This window comes from Thioalkalivibrio sp. ALgr3, from assembly GCF_000377325.1.
Taxonomy (GTDB): domain Bacteria; phylum Pseudomonadota; class Gammaproteobacteria; order Ectothiorhodospirales; family Ectothiorhodospiraceae; genus Thioalkalivibrio.
The window spans coordinates 1-14,451 of record NZ_KB898002.1; the positions used below are offsets into that span (position 1 = coordinate 1).

General features: G+C 69.7%; 15 protein-coding genes and 1 pseudogene. 8 read left to right on the forward strand and 8 right to left on the reverse strand.

The features are described from left to right. Both C998_RS14185 and C998_RS0113210 read left to right on the forward strand, forming a co-directional pair. Positions 1 to 271 (forward strand): transposase (locus C998_RS14185; protein ID WP_018871352.1); only part of this gene is annotated, 271 nt, incomplete at its 5' end. 105 nt (positions 272 to 376) lie between these two features. Further along, a complete protein-coding gene (locus C998_RS0113210) occupies positions 377 to 1,138 on the forward strand; it encodes a class I SAM-dependent methyltransferase (RefSeq protein ID WP_020610530.1) in 762 nt (253 codons plus the stop codon). A 58-nt stretch (positions 1,139 to 1,196) separates the two neighbouring features. Here the strand turns inward: C998_RS0113210 and C998_RS0113215 are convergent, their stop codons facing one another. From C998_RS0113215 to C998_RS0113230, 4 genes are read right to left on the reverse strand one after another with little or no spacing between them, the layout of a single operon-like run. Continuing rightward, positions 1,197 to 2,480: a diguanylate cyclase gene (locus C998_RS0113215; RefSeq protein WP_018871353.1), complete on the reverse strand. Its 1,284-nt coding sequence runs from the start codon at positions 2,478 to 2,480 to the stop codon at positions 1,197 to 1,199. A gap of 5 nt (positions 2,481 to 2,485) precedes the next feature. Next, the gene (locus C998_RS0113220) at positions 2,486 to 2,878 is read right to left on the reverse strand and encodes a CBS domain-containing protein (RefSeq protein WP_018871354.1); all 393 of its coding nucleotides are present in this window, start codon (positions 2,876 to 2,878) and stop codon (positions 2,486 to 2,488) included. A 27-nt stretch (positions 2,879 to 2,905) separates the two neighbouring features. Beyond that, positions 2,906 to 3,253, reverse strand: a complete 348-nt coding sequence (locus C998_RS0113225) for a hypothetical protein (RefSeq protein ID WP_018871355.1) — start codon at positions 3,251 to 3,253, stop codon at positions 2,906 to 2,908. Next, positions 3,250 to 4,770: a DUF1538 domain-containing protein gene (locus C998_RS0113230; RefSeq protein ID WP_018871356.1), complete on the reverse strand. Its 1,521-nt coding sequence runs from the start codon at positions 4,768 to 4,770 to the stop codon at positions 3,250 to 3,252. Before C998_RS0113230 ends, C998_RS0113225 begins: the two co-directional genes overlap by 4 nt. Positions 4,771 to 4,876: 106 nt before the next feature. Between C998_RS0113230 and C998_RS0113235 the strand changes: the two genes are divergently transcribed. After that, a complete protein-coding gene (locus tag C998_RS0113235; RefSeq protein ID WP_018871357.1) occupies positions 4,877 to 5,581 on the forward strand; it encodes an SDR family NAD(P)-dependent oxidoreductase in 705 nt (234 codons plus the stop codon). Positions 5,582 to 5,594: 13 nt separating this feature from the next. Here C998_RS0113235 and C998_RS0113240 read toward each other — a convergent pair whose 3' ends face one another. Then, positions 5,595 to 7,688 carry a M1 family metallopeptidase gene (locus C998_RS0113240; protein WP_018871358.1) on the reverse strand — a complete coding sequence of 698 codons (2,094 nt, stop codon included), beginning with the start codon at positions 7,686 to 7,688 and terminating at the stop codon, positions 5,595 to 5,597. Beyond that, entirely contained in the window at positions 7,688 to 8,752 is a 1,065-nt protein-coding gene (locus C998_RS0113245) for a ChaN family lipoprotein (protein WP_018871359.1), read from the reverse strand. Before C998_RS0113245 ends, C998_RS0113240 begins: the two co-directional genes overlap by 1 nt. A gap of 272 nt (positions 8,753 to 9,024) precedes the next feature. On the opposite strand from C998_RS0113245, the gene C998_RS0113250 reads away from it, so the two are divergent. The 5 genes from C998_RS0113250 (at position 9,025) to C998_RS0113270 (ending at position 13,682) form a co-directional block, all read left to right on the forward strand. Then, positions 9,025 to 9,327 (forward strand): nucleotidyltransferase domain-containing protein, encoded by a 303-nt coding sequence (locus C998_RS0113250; RefSeq protein WP_018871360.1) that lies wholly within the window; start codon positions 9,025 to 9,027, stop codon positions 9,325 to 9,327. A gap of 214 nt (positions 9,328 to 9,541) precedes the next feature. Further along, positions 9,542 to 10,342: an FkbM family methyltransferase gene (locus tag C998_RS0113255; protein WP_018871361.1), complete on the forward strand. Its 801-nt coding sequence runs from the start codon at positions 9,542 to 9,544 to the stop codon at positions 10,340 to 10,342. Continuing rightward, positions 10,329 to 11,141 carry a creatininase family protein gene (locus tag C998_RS0113260; RefSeq protein WP_018871362.1) on the forward strand — a complete coding sequence of 271 codons (813 nt, stop codon included), beginning with the start codon at positions 10,329 to 10,331 and terminating at the stop codon, positions 11,139 to 11,141. Before C998_RS0113255 ends, C998_RS0113260 begins: the two co-directional genes overlap by 14 nt. 58 nt (positions 11,142 to 11,199) lie before the next feature. Next, positions 11,200 to 12,678, forward strand: coding sequence for an FAD-linked oxidase C-terminal domain-containing protein (locus C998_RS0113265; protein WP_018871363.1), 1,479 nt, complete (start codon positions 11,200 to 11,202; stop codon positions 12,676 to 12,678). Positions 12,679 to 12,722: 44 nt separating this feature from the next. Then, positions 12,723 to 13,682 (forward strand): GGDEF domain-containing protein, encoded by a 960-nt coding sequence (locus C998_RS0113270; RefSeq protein ID WP_018871364.1) that lies wholly within the window; start codon positions 12,723 to 12,725, stop codon positions 13,680 to 13,682. 12 nt (positions 13,683 to 13,694) lie between these two features. Here the strand turns inward: C998_RS0113270 and C998_RS14190 are convergent. Both C998_RS14190 and C998_RS0113280 read right to left on the reverse strand, forming a co-directional pair. Then, positions 13,695 to 13,928: pseudogene (locus C998_RS14190) on the reverse strand (DUF86 domain-containing protein); the annotation flags it as partial. Continuing rightward, the gene (locus tag C998_RS0113280) at positions 13,913 to 14,311 is read right to left on the reverse strand and encodes a nucleotidyltransferase domain-containing protein (RefSeq protein WP_018871366.1); all 399 of its coding nucleotides are present in this window, start codon (positions 14,309 to 14,311) and stop codon (positions 13,913 to 13,915) included. The gene C998_RS0113280 and the pseudogene C998_RS14190, both read right to left, overlap by 16 nt. Between the last annotated feature and the right edge of the window lie 140 nt (positions 14,312 to 14,451).

The following is a 14,451-nucleotide window of genomic DNA, read 5'->3' on the forward strand; positions in this document are numbered from 1 at the left end:
GGATGTCCGGGTCCGGGACTCCGGCCAGAAGCGAGGCCGACGCCGGCTCACCAAGCAGGGAGACCCGGAGCTGCGACGCCTGCTCTACATGGCGGCCATGCAGGCCAAATCCAAACCCGCCTGGAGCGACTACTACCAGCGCTGTCTCGATCGGGGATTGGCCACGACGCAGGCCCTCAATGCCCTGGCTCGCAAACTCGCCCGCGTCGCCTTCGCCCTCATGAAAAACCAGACCGACTACCGACCCCCGAACCCTTGCACGCAGACATAGAATCTCCTACCGATCGGGCACGGGGCGGATCGGGGCCCATTTGCTTGACGGTCGGGTGGCTTGGCCGGAGACTGTTGGGCTTTCCAATGATGAGGGTTTGCCCCGATGAGCCAGTCCGAAGTGAAGACCGAGGAGAAGAAACAGCATTTTGACGACATCTACGTCGCCGAGACGCCGGTGCCGTTCAAGGAGCGCATCATCGATGCGCTGGACTACATCTCCGACGACTTCAACCGCCAGACCTTCGACCGGCTCATCCTGCCGTGGGCCGAGCAGCAGGCCGCCGACGGCCGCACCCTCAACTACGTCGACCTGGCCTGCTGCTTCGGCAACACCACGATGGCGGCGGTGCACAACATGACCGTGGACGAGATCCGCGAGAACTGGGCCTCGGAGACGGTCTGCAACACCATCAGCAAGCCGCGCCGCCTGCCGATGCACACCACCGGCATCGACATCTCCGAGAACGCCCTGGCCTACGGTCAGCGTGCCGGCCTGTTCGACGAGACCCATGCGGCCGACCTGAACAATCCGGCCCCGGAGACCCGCGACGCGATCGAGAAGTCGCTGGAAGAGGCGGACATCCTGCTATCCACCGCGTCGCTGGTGTACCTGGATCCGCCGGCCATCGCGTCGCTGCTGGATGCGTTCCGCCGTGGCGAGGGCGAAGGTTACCTGCTGGTGAACTTCCTCAACCCCTTCGCGCTGGAGAAGGCCGACGAGACCAAGCGCATGCTGCTGGACCGCTTCGAGTTCGTGGGCAGCACCGCCAGCCGTCACCGCCGCATGTCCGAGCTGGAGCAGGAAAACTATCCGGGCGAGGAATGGGCGCTGCTGGAGATCTGGGTCCTGCGCCGCAAGGCCTGATACCCCGCCTCGCGCCCCGGGTCACCGGGGCACGAGGCCGTTCTGTTAGCAAGGGCCATTACAGGAGGACGACGCGGTCGCGTCCGCCCTCCTTGGCCTGATACATCGCCTGATCGACCCGCCGCGTGATCGCGCGTGGCGTGTCGTTCGGCTGGCGCTCGGTCACCCCGAAGCTGGCGGTCACCGCCGGTGCATCCGGCAGATCCAGCTGCGCGATCGAACGACGCAGTTTCTCCGCCGCCGCGGCGGCACCCTCGCCGTCCGTCTCCGGCAGCACGATCAGGAACTCCTCTCCGCCCCAGCGCCCCAGCAGGTCCTGTTCGCGCAGCTGGGCATCCACCGTGCGGGCCACCGCCTTGAGCACCACATCACCGGCCTCGTGTCCGTGTTTGTCGTTCACCGCCTTGAAGTGGTCGATGTCGAACATGATCAAGGCCATCGGCCGCTGATAGCGATCACAGCGGTCCAGCTCGGCCTCCAGACGGTTGCCCAGGGTCAGGCGGTTGGCCAGCCCGGTCAGCCAGTCGGTCTCGGCCAGACGCCGCACTTCGTCCTCCATGCGCACGCGTTCGGTCACATCCTTGCCGAAGGCCACGAAATGCGTGATCTCGCCGCAGTCATCGAAGATCGGGGTGATGGTCTGCTCCAGATGGACCTTCTCGCCGTCCGGTCGCCGGTTCACGAACTCGCCCCGGAAGCCCTCGCCCCGGCGCAGCCGCTCCCACATCGTGGTAAAGAACTCGTCGTCGTGCTCCTCGGACTTGAACAGCGCCGGTGTCGCCCCGATGACGCTGTCGGCATCGAAGCCGCTGAGATCCAGGAAGGCCGTGTTGGCGAACACGATGACGCCCTCGGGATCGGTGATCAGCACCGGGTCGCCGGAGGCCTCCAGCGCGGCGGACAGCAGCCGCAGCTGCTCCTCGCGGCGCCGGTCCTCGGTCACGTCGCGCTGCACCGAGACGAAATGCGTGATGCTTTCGTGCTCGCCCCGGGCGCGCACCGGCGAGATGTGCCAGCGTACGCTGTAGGGCTCGCCATCCTTGCGGTAGTTGATGGTCTCGGCATCGAAGCCCTCGCCGCGTTCCAGCGTCGCCCGCAGGTCGTCCAGCACCGCGCGGGAGGTCTTCGGCCCCTGCAGGATACGCGGGGTCAGGCCGAGGACCTCGTACCGGTCATAGCCCGTCATCTCCTCGAAGCCACGGTTCACGTAGACAATGCGCGGCCCCGCTTCGAGGTCGGCATCGGTGATCAGCACGCTGTGCGCGGTGTCCTCGATCGCGGCATTGAGCAGCTCGAGCCGCGCGAGACCCTGCGGGATATCCAGTGAACCGGGGGGCGTCACCGGCTTCAGACCTCGTCCAGCATGCCGAGGATCGAGCCCACGATGTCGCTGGTGGTGACGATGCCCTCCAGCTGGTTGCCCTCCAGCACCACCAGGCGGCGCACGTCCATGTTGACCATCATCCGCGCCACGTATTTGACGTCCATCTCCGCGGGCACGGTGATCACCGGCTTGGTGGCCACGTCGTACACGTTGGCCAGGTCGATGTCGCCCTCTTCGGCCACGATGGTCTTGAGGATGGTGGTGTAGGTGATGATGCCGTAGGCATCGTGCGGGTGCTGCTTGTCCACCACCAGCGAGCGCACGTTGTTGTCGCGCATCAGCTGCATGGCCTCGCGCAGCGGGGCCAGCGGGGCCACGGTGATGACTTTCTCGGTCAGGATGTCGCGAACCAGCATGAAGTCTCCCTCCGGTCGGAGTTGGGGTCAGATTTCGTCCTTGACCTGTTCCTCGAAGCGGTCGATCTGCCGCCGGTCAATGCCCGCCAGATGTGAGATGTCCGTGATGAAGGCCACCCCGCGCGGGTCTTCGTCCAGCCCAAGCTCGCGGAACAGTGATTTCAGCACCGTCAGCGCGAGGCGCTTCTCCAGAATCCACAGCAGCACCGACTGGCTGCCCTCGTAGGTCATGCCGAGAAAGGTCTTGCGCGCCTCCGCGCCGATGCCGCGCGCATCCATGATGGTCACGCCGGCGGCACCGGCCTCGCGCGCCGCATCCACGGCCTTTTGTTCCAGTTCGTCGGGCAGCACCGCCACCAGGGCCGAGAATCTCATGCCGTGTCCCTCCTGTCCTTGCGGATCAAGCGTTCGTACAGATCGACCGCGATGGCATAGAGCATCACGGTCACGATGGGGAAGATGGACGCGAACGCGATCAGGCCGAAGCCGTCGATCAGCACGTTGCGTCCCTCCAGATGCGTCGCCAGTCCGATCCCCAGCGCCGTCACCAGCGGCACCGTGACCTCCGAGGTGGTCACCCCTCCGAGGTCGAATGCCAGCGCCACGATGTCCTTGGGTGCGAGGATGGTCAGCACGATGACCAGGACATACCCGGCCATGATGTACAGGTGGATGGAGTCCCCGCTGAGGATGCGGTGCACCCCGATGGTGATGCCCACGGCCACCCCCAGCGCCACCAGGATGCGGATGGCGCTGCCCTTCAGCGAGCCCTTGGCCGCTTCCTCCGCCTTCTGGCCGATGGCGATCAGCGCGGGTTCCGCCATCGTGGTCGCAAAGCCGATCGCAAACGCGAACAGGTACACCCACACGAACCGGTCGTTGGCGATCAGCTGCTCCGCCATGCTCTCGCCGATCGGGAACAGGCCCAGCTTGAGCCCGACCACGAAGGCATACAGGCCGAACACCACCAGGGCGAAGCCGAAGATGACCCGCGGCAGATACGGAATGTGCTTGCGCAGCACGAAATACTGGAACACCACGATCACGCCGATGATGGGCGCGACGTCGCGCAGCATCAGCAGCAGGTCCATGCCCATGGCGCTAAGGAAGTGGCGTTCCTCGCCCGCCCCGGGCAGATCCGTGTCGGTATCCATGGCCGCTCCGTCGCCGGCGCCGGGTGCCGGGCCGTCGATGTCGGCCCCGGCGAACACCACGATGCCGTAGAGCTGCACCGTGATCATCGGCACCATCACGGCCAGCGCCACCAGGCCGAAGCCGTCGCGCAGCGGGTTGCGCCCGGCCAGCGACGCGGCCAGCCCCAGCCCCAGCGCGGCCACCAGCGGCACGGTCACGATGTTGGTGGTGACGCCGCCGGAGTCGTAGGCCAGGCCCACGATCTCCTCGGGCGCGAAGAAGGTGACCAGCACCACCAGTACGTAGCCGGTGAGGATGTACCAGTGAAGCGGGTGGCCGAGCACGGTGCGGAGGATACCCAGCGCCACCACCGCGCCCACCGACAGCGCCACGATCAGGCGCAGGATGAAGCCCTGGATGTGCCCCTCGGAGATGACCTCCGCCTGCTCCGCCACGGCGATCAGCGCCGGCTCCGCGATCACCGTGGCAAAGCCCAGGGTAAAACCGAAGGCCATCAGCAGGATCAGCGAGCCGCGCCGCGCCAGCGCGTTGGAGAGGTTCTTGCCGATGGGGAAGATCCCCATCTCCAGCCCCTGCAGGAACAGCGCCACCCCGAAGACCACGATCACCAGACCGATGGCCATGGACAGCACGCCCTCGGGCACCGTCTGCAGCACGAACATCTGGAACACCGCCACCACGATCACGATGGGGGCCAGGTTGCGAGCGGCGTGGCCAAGGGTATGGAGGAAATTCATGCGCGGATTCCCGTCTGCACTCGGCGCAGAGCATACACGACCCGGTCCCGGTACAGGCCATACGCAAACGAACGGATCGAATCGCGATGCCTGCGGTCACAGCAACATGGACTCACTCGCACCCCCCTTCCGCGCCGTGGTGATCGGGGCCACCGGCGGCCTCGGCCGCGCCTTCGTCACCCACCTGGAGAACGACCCGAACTGCGCGCGGGTCGTGGCGCTGGGCCGCTCCACCGATCCGCCGCTGGAGCTCACCGACGAGGACAGCATCCGCCACGCGGCCGCATGGCTGACGGAGCAGGCGCCTGACTGGGACCTGATCATCGACGCCACCGGAGTGCTCACCATCGACGGCCACCGGCCGGAGAAGCGCCTGCGCGAGCTCGATCCGGCGGTGATGACGCAGGCCTTCGCGGTCAATGCCATCGGCCCGGCGCTGATCTTCAAGCACTTCGCGGGGCTGCTGCCGAAGGACCGCAAGGCGGTGCTAGCGACGCTGTCGGCGCGCGTGGGCTCCATCGCCGACAACCACTCCGGCGGCTGGCTGAGCTATCGCGCCTCCAAGGCCGCGCTCAACCAGATCGTGCGCACCGCCGCGCTGGAGATGCGCTTCAGCCACCGCCGCGCGGTGGTGGCCGCACTGCAGCCCGGCACGGTGGAAACCCCACTGTCGGAGCCCTACCGCGCCCGCGCCCCCGAGGTGCTGACGCCGGAACGCGCGACCGGCGCGCTGCTGGAGGTGCTGGACGGCCTCGGTCCCGAGGACTCCGGCGGGCTGTTCGACTTCGAACGCCAGCGCCTGCCGTACTGATCGGGCCGGGAGTTCAGTCCGCCAGCGAGCGCCAGGGCCCCGGCACCGGCCACAGCCCGCGCGCCACCGGCTCGCCATCGTCCTGCAGCAGGTAGCTTGCCTGCGCGCGGTGTCGCAGCGCACCCGCCAGCGCGCGCCGCTCACTGGCCGAGTCGGCCGCAATCACGGTGATGCCGCTCTCGGGCACGGTCCAGGCCAGGGCCCCGACATCCGATCCGGCATCGAGCAGGTCGTCCGTATCCGCGTGCGCCTCCTGCGGGCGCGTCGGCAGTCCGCGGTCGCCCAGCCATTCAGCGACCGCCGCGCGCGAACCCAGCAGCACCCGCGGGGCATCGATGTCCACATCGGCATCCGGGTCGACCGTCTCCGGCACCCGGCCCAGCCACGGCGCCAGTTCCGCCGGGGCGGCGCCGTCCGGGGCGATCACGCGGGTCGCGGGATCCAGCTGCGCCTCGCGCAGGATGCGCGGATATTCATCCGCACCCAGCTGCCGGAATACCCGCCAGTCAGGGTCCACGGCGATGCGCGCCGGCCGCGCGTCGGTGGTCAGTGCCAGCTCCAGATCGGTCGCGGCCTCCTCCAGATCCACCCAGTGCGTCTCCCGGCCCTCATCCTCCGCGAACTCGACCACCAGCGGCACGCGCACCCGCCACGGATGATCGGCATCGGCCTGTTCCAGGCGGCCGGTCACGCCCCAGCGCCCGCCATCGTCACGGGCCTGCACCTCGGTCAGTTCGACGCGCGGCGCGCCGACCCGCCCGATCCACTGCTCGAAGAACGGCTCCAGGTCATCGTCCGTCGCCGCGTCCACGGCCGCGATCAGATCCGGCCAGGCGGCTTCCCGATAACGATATTCCGCGTAGAAATCGGCCAGCCCCGCATGCAGCGCCTCCTCGCCGATGCGGTCCTCCAGCATCCGCCACAGCATCGCGCCGCGGTGATAACCGGCGATGCGGTCGGCCCCGGCATTGCCGCCGACGAACTCGCCATGCGGGTAATCCTCGCCTGCCGGCAGGGCGGCGTAGTCACGCAGCCACTGGCCCCGCTCCTCGCGTGCCTCGCCGCGTTCGTCTGCGAACCGGTAATCGGCCATGAAGGTGGTAAGACCCTCGGTCCAGTTGCCGTGGCGGCGATCCGCGTACACCCCGGTGCCCCACCAGTTGTGCAACACCTCGTGGCCCAGCGAGGTGTGCGGGATGAACGGCAGCGGGATCACCTGCTCGCCCAGCAGGGTGAATCCGGAGAAGGCCAGGCCCACCGGCGCCGGGCTGGCCGCCACGGTGAAGCTGTCGAAGGCATACGGCCCGAGCAGGTCGCTGAAGCGCTCGAGGTATTCCACGGTCTTCTCGCGGTAGGTCGCGCCGAACGCGCCCTCCAGCTCCGCCGGGAACAGGGTGCGCACCTCCACGCCATCGGCGGTCTCGCTGCGCCCCTCCTCCCAGGGGCCGCTGGCCAGCGCCAGCGCACGCCCGCCGGGATGCTCGAACACCGCGCGGGTCACGCCCTCCGCGTCCGCGTCCCCGGTGGCCGCGTCTTCAGCGGCCTCCTCGCGCCACGACCCGGAGGCCACGACGCGATGGCCATCGGCCGCAAGCACCTCCAGGCGCACCGGCGCGGGTTCGGCCTCCGGCTGCCGCGGATACCAGGCGGCCCCCGCCGGCAGGAAGCCGCCGGCCGCGCCGAGGAACCCGCCCCCGGGTCCGGCGTCCTCCGGGGCCTGCAGCCGGGCACGGTATTCGATGACCAGCGGCCCGCGTGCGACGTCCCCGGCGACATCCCCGTCGCCATCGAGCGTCACCTGCAGGTATCCCGCGTCGCTGTGCTCGTGGTTCAGCGCGTGCCCGCCCCGCTCCACGGCGTCCACCCGCAAACCGCGTGCGAAGCGAAAGCGCAGCTCCCCGTCCGCGTCTTCCAGCATCGCGGCGGGCAGGCTCAGACGACCCTGCAGCCGCTGCTCGGCGGGGAACAGTTCGATCGTCAGCTCGCGGGCGGGCGGTTCGCCGGCGACGACCGGTGCCGCCCACCCCGCAAGGGGCACGCTCAGCAGGCACGCCAGCGCGGTGGTGCCGGGACGATTGTGCCCCGGGGTACGCCGCAGGCGGGCCATCAGTGACCGTTCCCCGCGGCCGGCCGCGCCCCCGCGCTCTCCTGCCAGGGGAAGCGCGCGATCACCTGTTGGCGCTCGCCGTTGCGTTCCAGCACCAGCGGCAACCAGGTGCCCGGGGTCACGGCCTGAACGATGCGCTGCAGATCGGCCGGCGTCTCCACCGCGCGGCCACCGGCCTCGACCAGACGGTCGCCGCTCTCGATGCCGGCGGCGCTGGCCACCGAATCGGGCATCACGCCGCGGATCTCCACCCCGTCGCCCTCTTCGGGGCGCTGCATTTGCACCCCCAGGATCGGGGTCAGCGGCTGGAAGCGCTCGCCGCCCTGCACGCCGAACACCGCCCGCGCCAGCTCCGGGTCCTGCCCCGTACACGCCCCGTCGCTCTCGCGCGGCAGCAGTACCGGAGCGTTGGCCACGCCCAGATCCGCCAGCTGGTGCGGCACGCCGTGGCCGTATTCCAGATGGCCGGAGCCGATGATCCCGACCACCAGCGGCGGCTGGTCACCGCCCGCCTCGATCACCCCGGCGATGGCCGCGGCCATCATCCGGTCCCAGGCCAGCTGCGTGCCAATGAACGCATCGCTGCCCCCCGGTGCGGCCGGATGGCGCGCCAGCACCTCCTCCAGGTATTCGCGATAGGCCTCGGCGGGTTCGGCCGGGGCAGAGACCCCGTCGCGCTCGTCGGCGGGCACGCTGTCCCAGCCCTCGTGCCCCAGACGGCGCACCAGATCGCGCTCGGCGTTCAGCGCCACCAGCGGGACGTCGTGCACCCGCGCGAAATGCAGGATCGGCCAGTACAGCCGCGGGTTGAAACCCCAGTGCTCGTACCAGTCGCTTTCCTGCAGGAACTGTTCCTCGTCCAGTTCACCCGCCACCCAGTCATCCAGCACCGGCTGCGCCGAGCGCGGCAGCATCTCCAGGCCGATCACCATATCCGGGCGCTGACCGTGCAGCGCCGCCAGGGTCCCGACCTGCCAGCGATGGTGGTCCATGCGGTTGTGGGTTTCGCCCAGCAGCACCGCATCGGCGCCGGCCAGTTCGGCGAACAGCTCCGCGGCATCCACGTCCTCGCCCTCCGGCGTGGCCCACTGTCCGGGCTGCACACAATCCGCGCCCGACGGCACATCTGCATGGGGTGCAGAGGCCCCCAGAGCGAACACGGTGGCCGTCAGGGCCAGCAACGACGGCGCCACGAGGGTCCGCCACTCACACTTCGGAAACAGCCTCATCAAGCTTCTCCAGCCAGAATACGCAATGTCCATTGGGACCGGCCCCGCACCCGAGCGTTCCGGCCCGCGCTCGGCCTACAACCCCATCCGGGACCCGGAGGACCACGATGCGATTGAGCGAAGACCAGCGTAAAACGATCCACCACACCGCCCGCGAACTGTTCGGGGACTGTACCGTTTATCTGTTCGGATCGCGCGTCGACGATGCGGCCCGCGGTGGCGATATCGACCTGCTGGTGGAAACGCCCCGCCCGGTGGAAAACCGGGCGGCGATGGCGGCCCGCTACACGGCTCGCCTGCAAAGGGCGCTCGGCGATCAGCACATCGACGTCCTCATCGTCGATCCCAATACCCGGCACCAGCCCATCCACGACCGTGCGCGCGAACAGGCGGTTGTTCTGTGGCACTGAACCCGGATCCGGGAGGAGTTCGCCGAGGCACTGCAGCGGGCGCTCGAACTCGTGGCCCTGCTGGAACAAACGCGCGACCGCCTGGAACGGGCTGCACAGCATCTGCTGCCGAACCCTCCCGACCCAGCCGCTGCGCGCCCGTAGGAGCCTGCTTGCAGGCGAACAGGGCCGGACGGGCGTGCACATGGATCCGCGTTTCCCTAAGCTGGGAAGCATGGACGCGCCCCCGAATCCCGACCCGTCTCCGGCCGCTCGCGAGCGGCTGAACGCCACCCTCGGCCTGCTGCGCTCGCTGGCGATCTACCGGCGCCCCGGGCGCCAGCGGGCCCTGCGCCGGCTGTACCGTCCGTTCATCGGGCGCGACGACCGGGTGTTCGACATCGGCGCCCATCTGGGGGATCGCACGCTGGCCTTCTCCCGCCTCGGCGGCCACGTGATCGCGGTCGAGCCGCAGCCCGTGCTGCGCCGCTGGCTCGAGCGCGGGCCCGGCCGCCGGCGCAACGTAACCGTGCGCGGCGAGGCGGTGGGCGCCGAACCCGGCACGGCCGACCTGTACATCAGCCACCGGACTCCCACGGTCTCCACGCTGTCTCCGCGCTGGACCGACGAGCTGCCGCGGCGCAATGACGGCTTCCGCCGCGTTCGCTGGGAAGATCATGTACAGGTGCCGGTCGTCACCCTCGACGATCTGATCGCCGAATACGGTCTGCCGGCATTCTGCAAGATCGACGCCGAAGGTTATGAAGTCGAGGTGCTGTCCGGGCTGTCACAGCCGATCCCGGCGCTGTCACTCGAGTTCGTCGCCGGCGCGCTGGACATCGCGATTGCCGGCATGGAACGCCTGGCCGAGCTGGGCGACTACGAATTCAACGTGATCGCCGGCGAGCAGCGCGAGTACCGCTTCGCCCGCTGGCAGGACCGGGGCCGGGTGCGGCTGTGGCTGGAGGCCCACGCCGCGGATTACGGCTCCGGCGATCTCTACGCCCGCCTGCGCATGCCGCATGCCCGATCCTGACGCACCCCGCCCCCTGCCCCGCTGGCAGGACCTGACCACCGCCGAGGCCGCCGAACTGGCCGGCCGCGACCCGGTCGCCGTGCTGCCGCTGGCGGCCATCGAACAGCACGGGCCGCATCTGCCGCTGGACACCGACCTGCGCATCGGCGAGGGCCTGCTGCAGGCGGCGTGGGCGCAGCTTCCCGCGGATTTCCCCCTGCTGGCCCTGCCGCCACTGACGATCCTGGCCAGCCCCGAACACGCCCGCTTCGCCGGCACCCTCAGCCTGACACCGGAGACCGCCATCCGCGTGCTGGTGGAAACCGGCCGGGCCGTGGCCGGCGCCGGCGTGCGCCGCCTGGTGCTGCACAACAGTCACGGCGGCAACCGGGCGGTGGCCGACACCGCGGCGCTGGAACTGCGTCGCCGGCAGCGCATGCTGATCGTGCGGCATCACTATTTCCTGCAGGATCCGCCGTCGCAGATCGGCATCCCGGCCGCGGAATGCCGCCATGGCCTGCACGGCGGGCGCATCGAGACGGCGATGATGCGCCATCTGGCGCCCGCCAGCGTGCGCGACGCCGAGGCCCGCCACGCGGGCTCGCTGGGCGAGGAGCTGGAGGCCTCGCTGGAGGTCCTGCGCCCGGAGGGTCCGGCCGGATTCGCCTGGCTGGCCGGCGACCTCAACCCCGCCGGCACCACCGGGAATGCGGCAGCGGCCACCGCCGCCGAGGGCGCGGCCCTGGTGGACCACTACGCCACCCACCTGGCCGCCGCCCTGCGCGACGCCCGCGCCTTCCCCCTGGACCGGCTCGCGTGAGCCCTCCGGAAACTGCGGAATTGTCCCGGCCGGCGGGCAACGGTCTACCATCACGAGCATGAGCGCCGTAACCACCCCTCAGCCCGGTCTGGCCGCCGTGATCGACACCCTGCGCGAGCAGCTGCCGCCGGAGGCGCTGATCGTCGAGGAAAGCGAGCGCCGTGCCTACGAATGCGACGGCCTCTCGGCCTTTCGCGAGGTCCCCGGCGCGGTCGCCCTGCCCGCCAGCATGGAACAACTCCAGCTGTGCCTGACGGCCTGCCGCGAGCACGGCGTGCCGGTGGTGCCACGCGGCGCGGGCACCGGCCTGTCCGGGGGCGCGCTGCCCAGCGCCGAGGGCCTGCTGCTGTCGATGGCACGCTTCAACCGCATCCTCGAGATCGACGCCGACAACCGCTGCGCGGTGGTCCAGCCGGGCGTACGCAACCTCGCGATCTCCGAGGCCGCGGCACCTGCCGGGCTGTACTACGCCCCCGACCCCTCGTCGCAGATTGCCTGTTCCATCGGCGGCAATGTGGCCGAGAACGCCGGCGGCGTGCACTGCCTGAAATACGGCCTCACGGTCCACAACGTGACCGGGCTGGAGTTCGTGACCCTGGACGGCGAGGTCATCCGTGTCGGCGGCAAGACCCTGGATACCGAAGGCCCGGACCTGCTGGCCTTCCTGATCGGTTCGGAGGGTATGCTGGGGATCGTCACCGAGGTCACCGTGCGCCTGTTGCCGCGCCCCGAACGCACCCAGGTGCTGATGGCGAGCTTCGACGACGTGGAGACCGCCGGCGCCGCGGTCGCCGGCATCATCGCCGCCGGGCTGATCCCCGCGGGCCTGGAGATGATGGACAACGCCGCGATCCGCGCCGCCGAGGACTTCGTCCATGCCGGCTATCCGGTGGATGCCGCGGCCATCCTGCTGTGCGAGCTGGACGGCAGCAACAGCGAGGTCTCCGAGAGCGTGATGTTCGTGCGCGAGAAGCTACTGGGGCTGGGCGCCCGCGAGGTCCGCACCGCGCAGGACGACGCCGAGCGCGCGCGCTTCTGGGCCGGGCGCAAGGCCGCCTTCCCCGCCGCCGGCCGCATCTCGCCCGACTACTACTGCATGGACGGCACCATCCCGCGCCACCAGCTCGGGTACGTGCTCGAACGCATCGATGCGCTTTCCACCGAACACGGCCTGGGCGTGTGCAACGTGTTCCACGCCGGCGACGGCAACCTGCACCCGCTCATCCTCTACGACGCCAGCCAGCCGGGCCAGATCGAGACCGCCGAGACCTTCGGCGAGGCGATCCTGGAGCTGTGCGTGGCGGTGGGCGGCACGGTCACCGGCGAGCATGGCGTGGGGGTGGAAAAGCTGGACGGCATGTGCGTGCAGTTCGCCTCCGCCGAGCTGGAGCAGTTCCATGCCCTGCGCCGCGCATTCGACCCCCACGGTCTGCTGAACCCCGGCAAGGCGGTGCCCACGCTGGCACGCTGCGCCGAATTCGGCCGCCAGCACGTGCGCTCGGCGCAACCACCGCACCCGGACCTGCCCCGGTTCTGATCATCACGGCCGATCCCCCCGACAACCCGACCCGGAATCCGCGCATGGAAGCCCCGAATCCCCGCCCGCCGCAGCACACCGAGCCCGGCACCGACGCCTTCTCCGGCGCCGTCCGTTCGCTGATGGACGCGCTGTACGCCATAGCCCCGCTGGACACCTGGCTGCTGACCCGGGTCGAAGGACGCGACTGGATCATCCTGCACGCCCTGGATCAGGGCGACACGATCACCCCCGGCATTGTCCTCGACTGGCACGGCTCCTGCTGCATCCACATGGCCTGCGGCGACGCCCCGTCCATCGCCCCGGATACGAGCGGGATCCCGGTCTATCGCGACGCGCCGGTGAACCACCAGCTCCCGGTGGGCGCCTATGTCGGTTTTCCGCTGCACGACCGCGACGGGAACCTGTTCGGCACTTTGTGCGGCGTGCATCCCGAGCCCGTGGACCCGCAGCTCCACGACCGCTACACCGCCCTGGAGGCCCTGGCCGGCACCGCGGGCCACCTGCTGGCCCTGCAGCGCGAAAACGACATCCTCGACCGCGAACGCCAGGCCACGGCCCTGCTGCCCGGCTCCGATCCGGTGAGCGGCACCCTGAACCGACGCGGCTGGGACATGGCCCTGGAAGGCGAGGAAGAGCGCTGCCAGCGCAACGGGCAGCCCTGCGCGGTGGTCCTCGCCGAGGTCACCGATCTGGAGGCCATCAACCGGGAGGCGGGCATCGGCCAGGGCGACCGGCTGCTGGCAGAGCTCGGACCGATCCTGCAGGGCCTGCTGCTCCCCGGCGACCGTGTGGCGCGTATCGCCGGCAACCGGTTCGGCCTGCTCCTGGTGGACACCGGCCCCGACGCCCTGGAACGACGCCACGCCGAGATCCGCACGGCCCTGCGGGACCATCACCCCGCGATCGAAACCGGCCGCGCCCTGCGCCACCCGGGCGAGGGCCTGCAGCACACTCCCCACCTCGCCGAACGCGACCTCCTGCGCCAGCGCCACACCCGCTGAACCGGCTCAGTCCAGCCGCTCGAAGGTCTCCCCCATGGTGTCCGGCGGAGGATAGGCCCTGGATATGAGCAGGTGGGCGCCCACATCGACGCATTGCTGGACAGCGCGCGCCAGATTCAGGGCGATGATGTCCTGGGCATCCGGATCGGACGCCAGTTCATCGGGATTGCCCGGGCAACGCCGGGCCACGCGCTCGACGCAGTAGCGCAGGGTCTCGATCTTCTGTTCGATCACCCGTTGATCCATGCATCCCTCCGCGCGGCGAGGATGCGATCACGATATGGCAGGAAATCGGCCTGATCGAACAGATGGCGGGTCAGGAAGCGGGCCTGGGCCTCGTCACTGCCCCACAGGCGCACGCCGGTGGTCATGATCTGCCCGAGCAGCGGCTCGCCGGCGCGGGTGAGATCGACAAGGTCGACGGGGCGACCGGCGGCCAGGGCCAGCTCGTCGATGAGCCGGATGCGGGCTTCCACGTCCAGCGGGGCACCGGCGCTTACGGCAATGTCGAGATCGCTGTCGGCGGTCGCGGTGCCGCGGGCCAGCGAGCCGAACAGCATCACCAGCTCCAGCTCGGGGTGGGTCTGCAGCACGCCCTGCAGGCGCTGGTGTTCGGCATCTCGTTCCATGTCCCGGATTCTAGGGAAACGCTGAACCATGTGCACGCTCGCGCTCGAGTCGCTTTTGCGTGCGAACAAGGCGCGGCGACCGCCGTGCAGTCATTCTGCACAAGGGAGCCGCAACGCCGTGCGCGCGCAAAAGCGGCCGA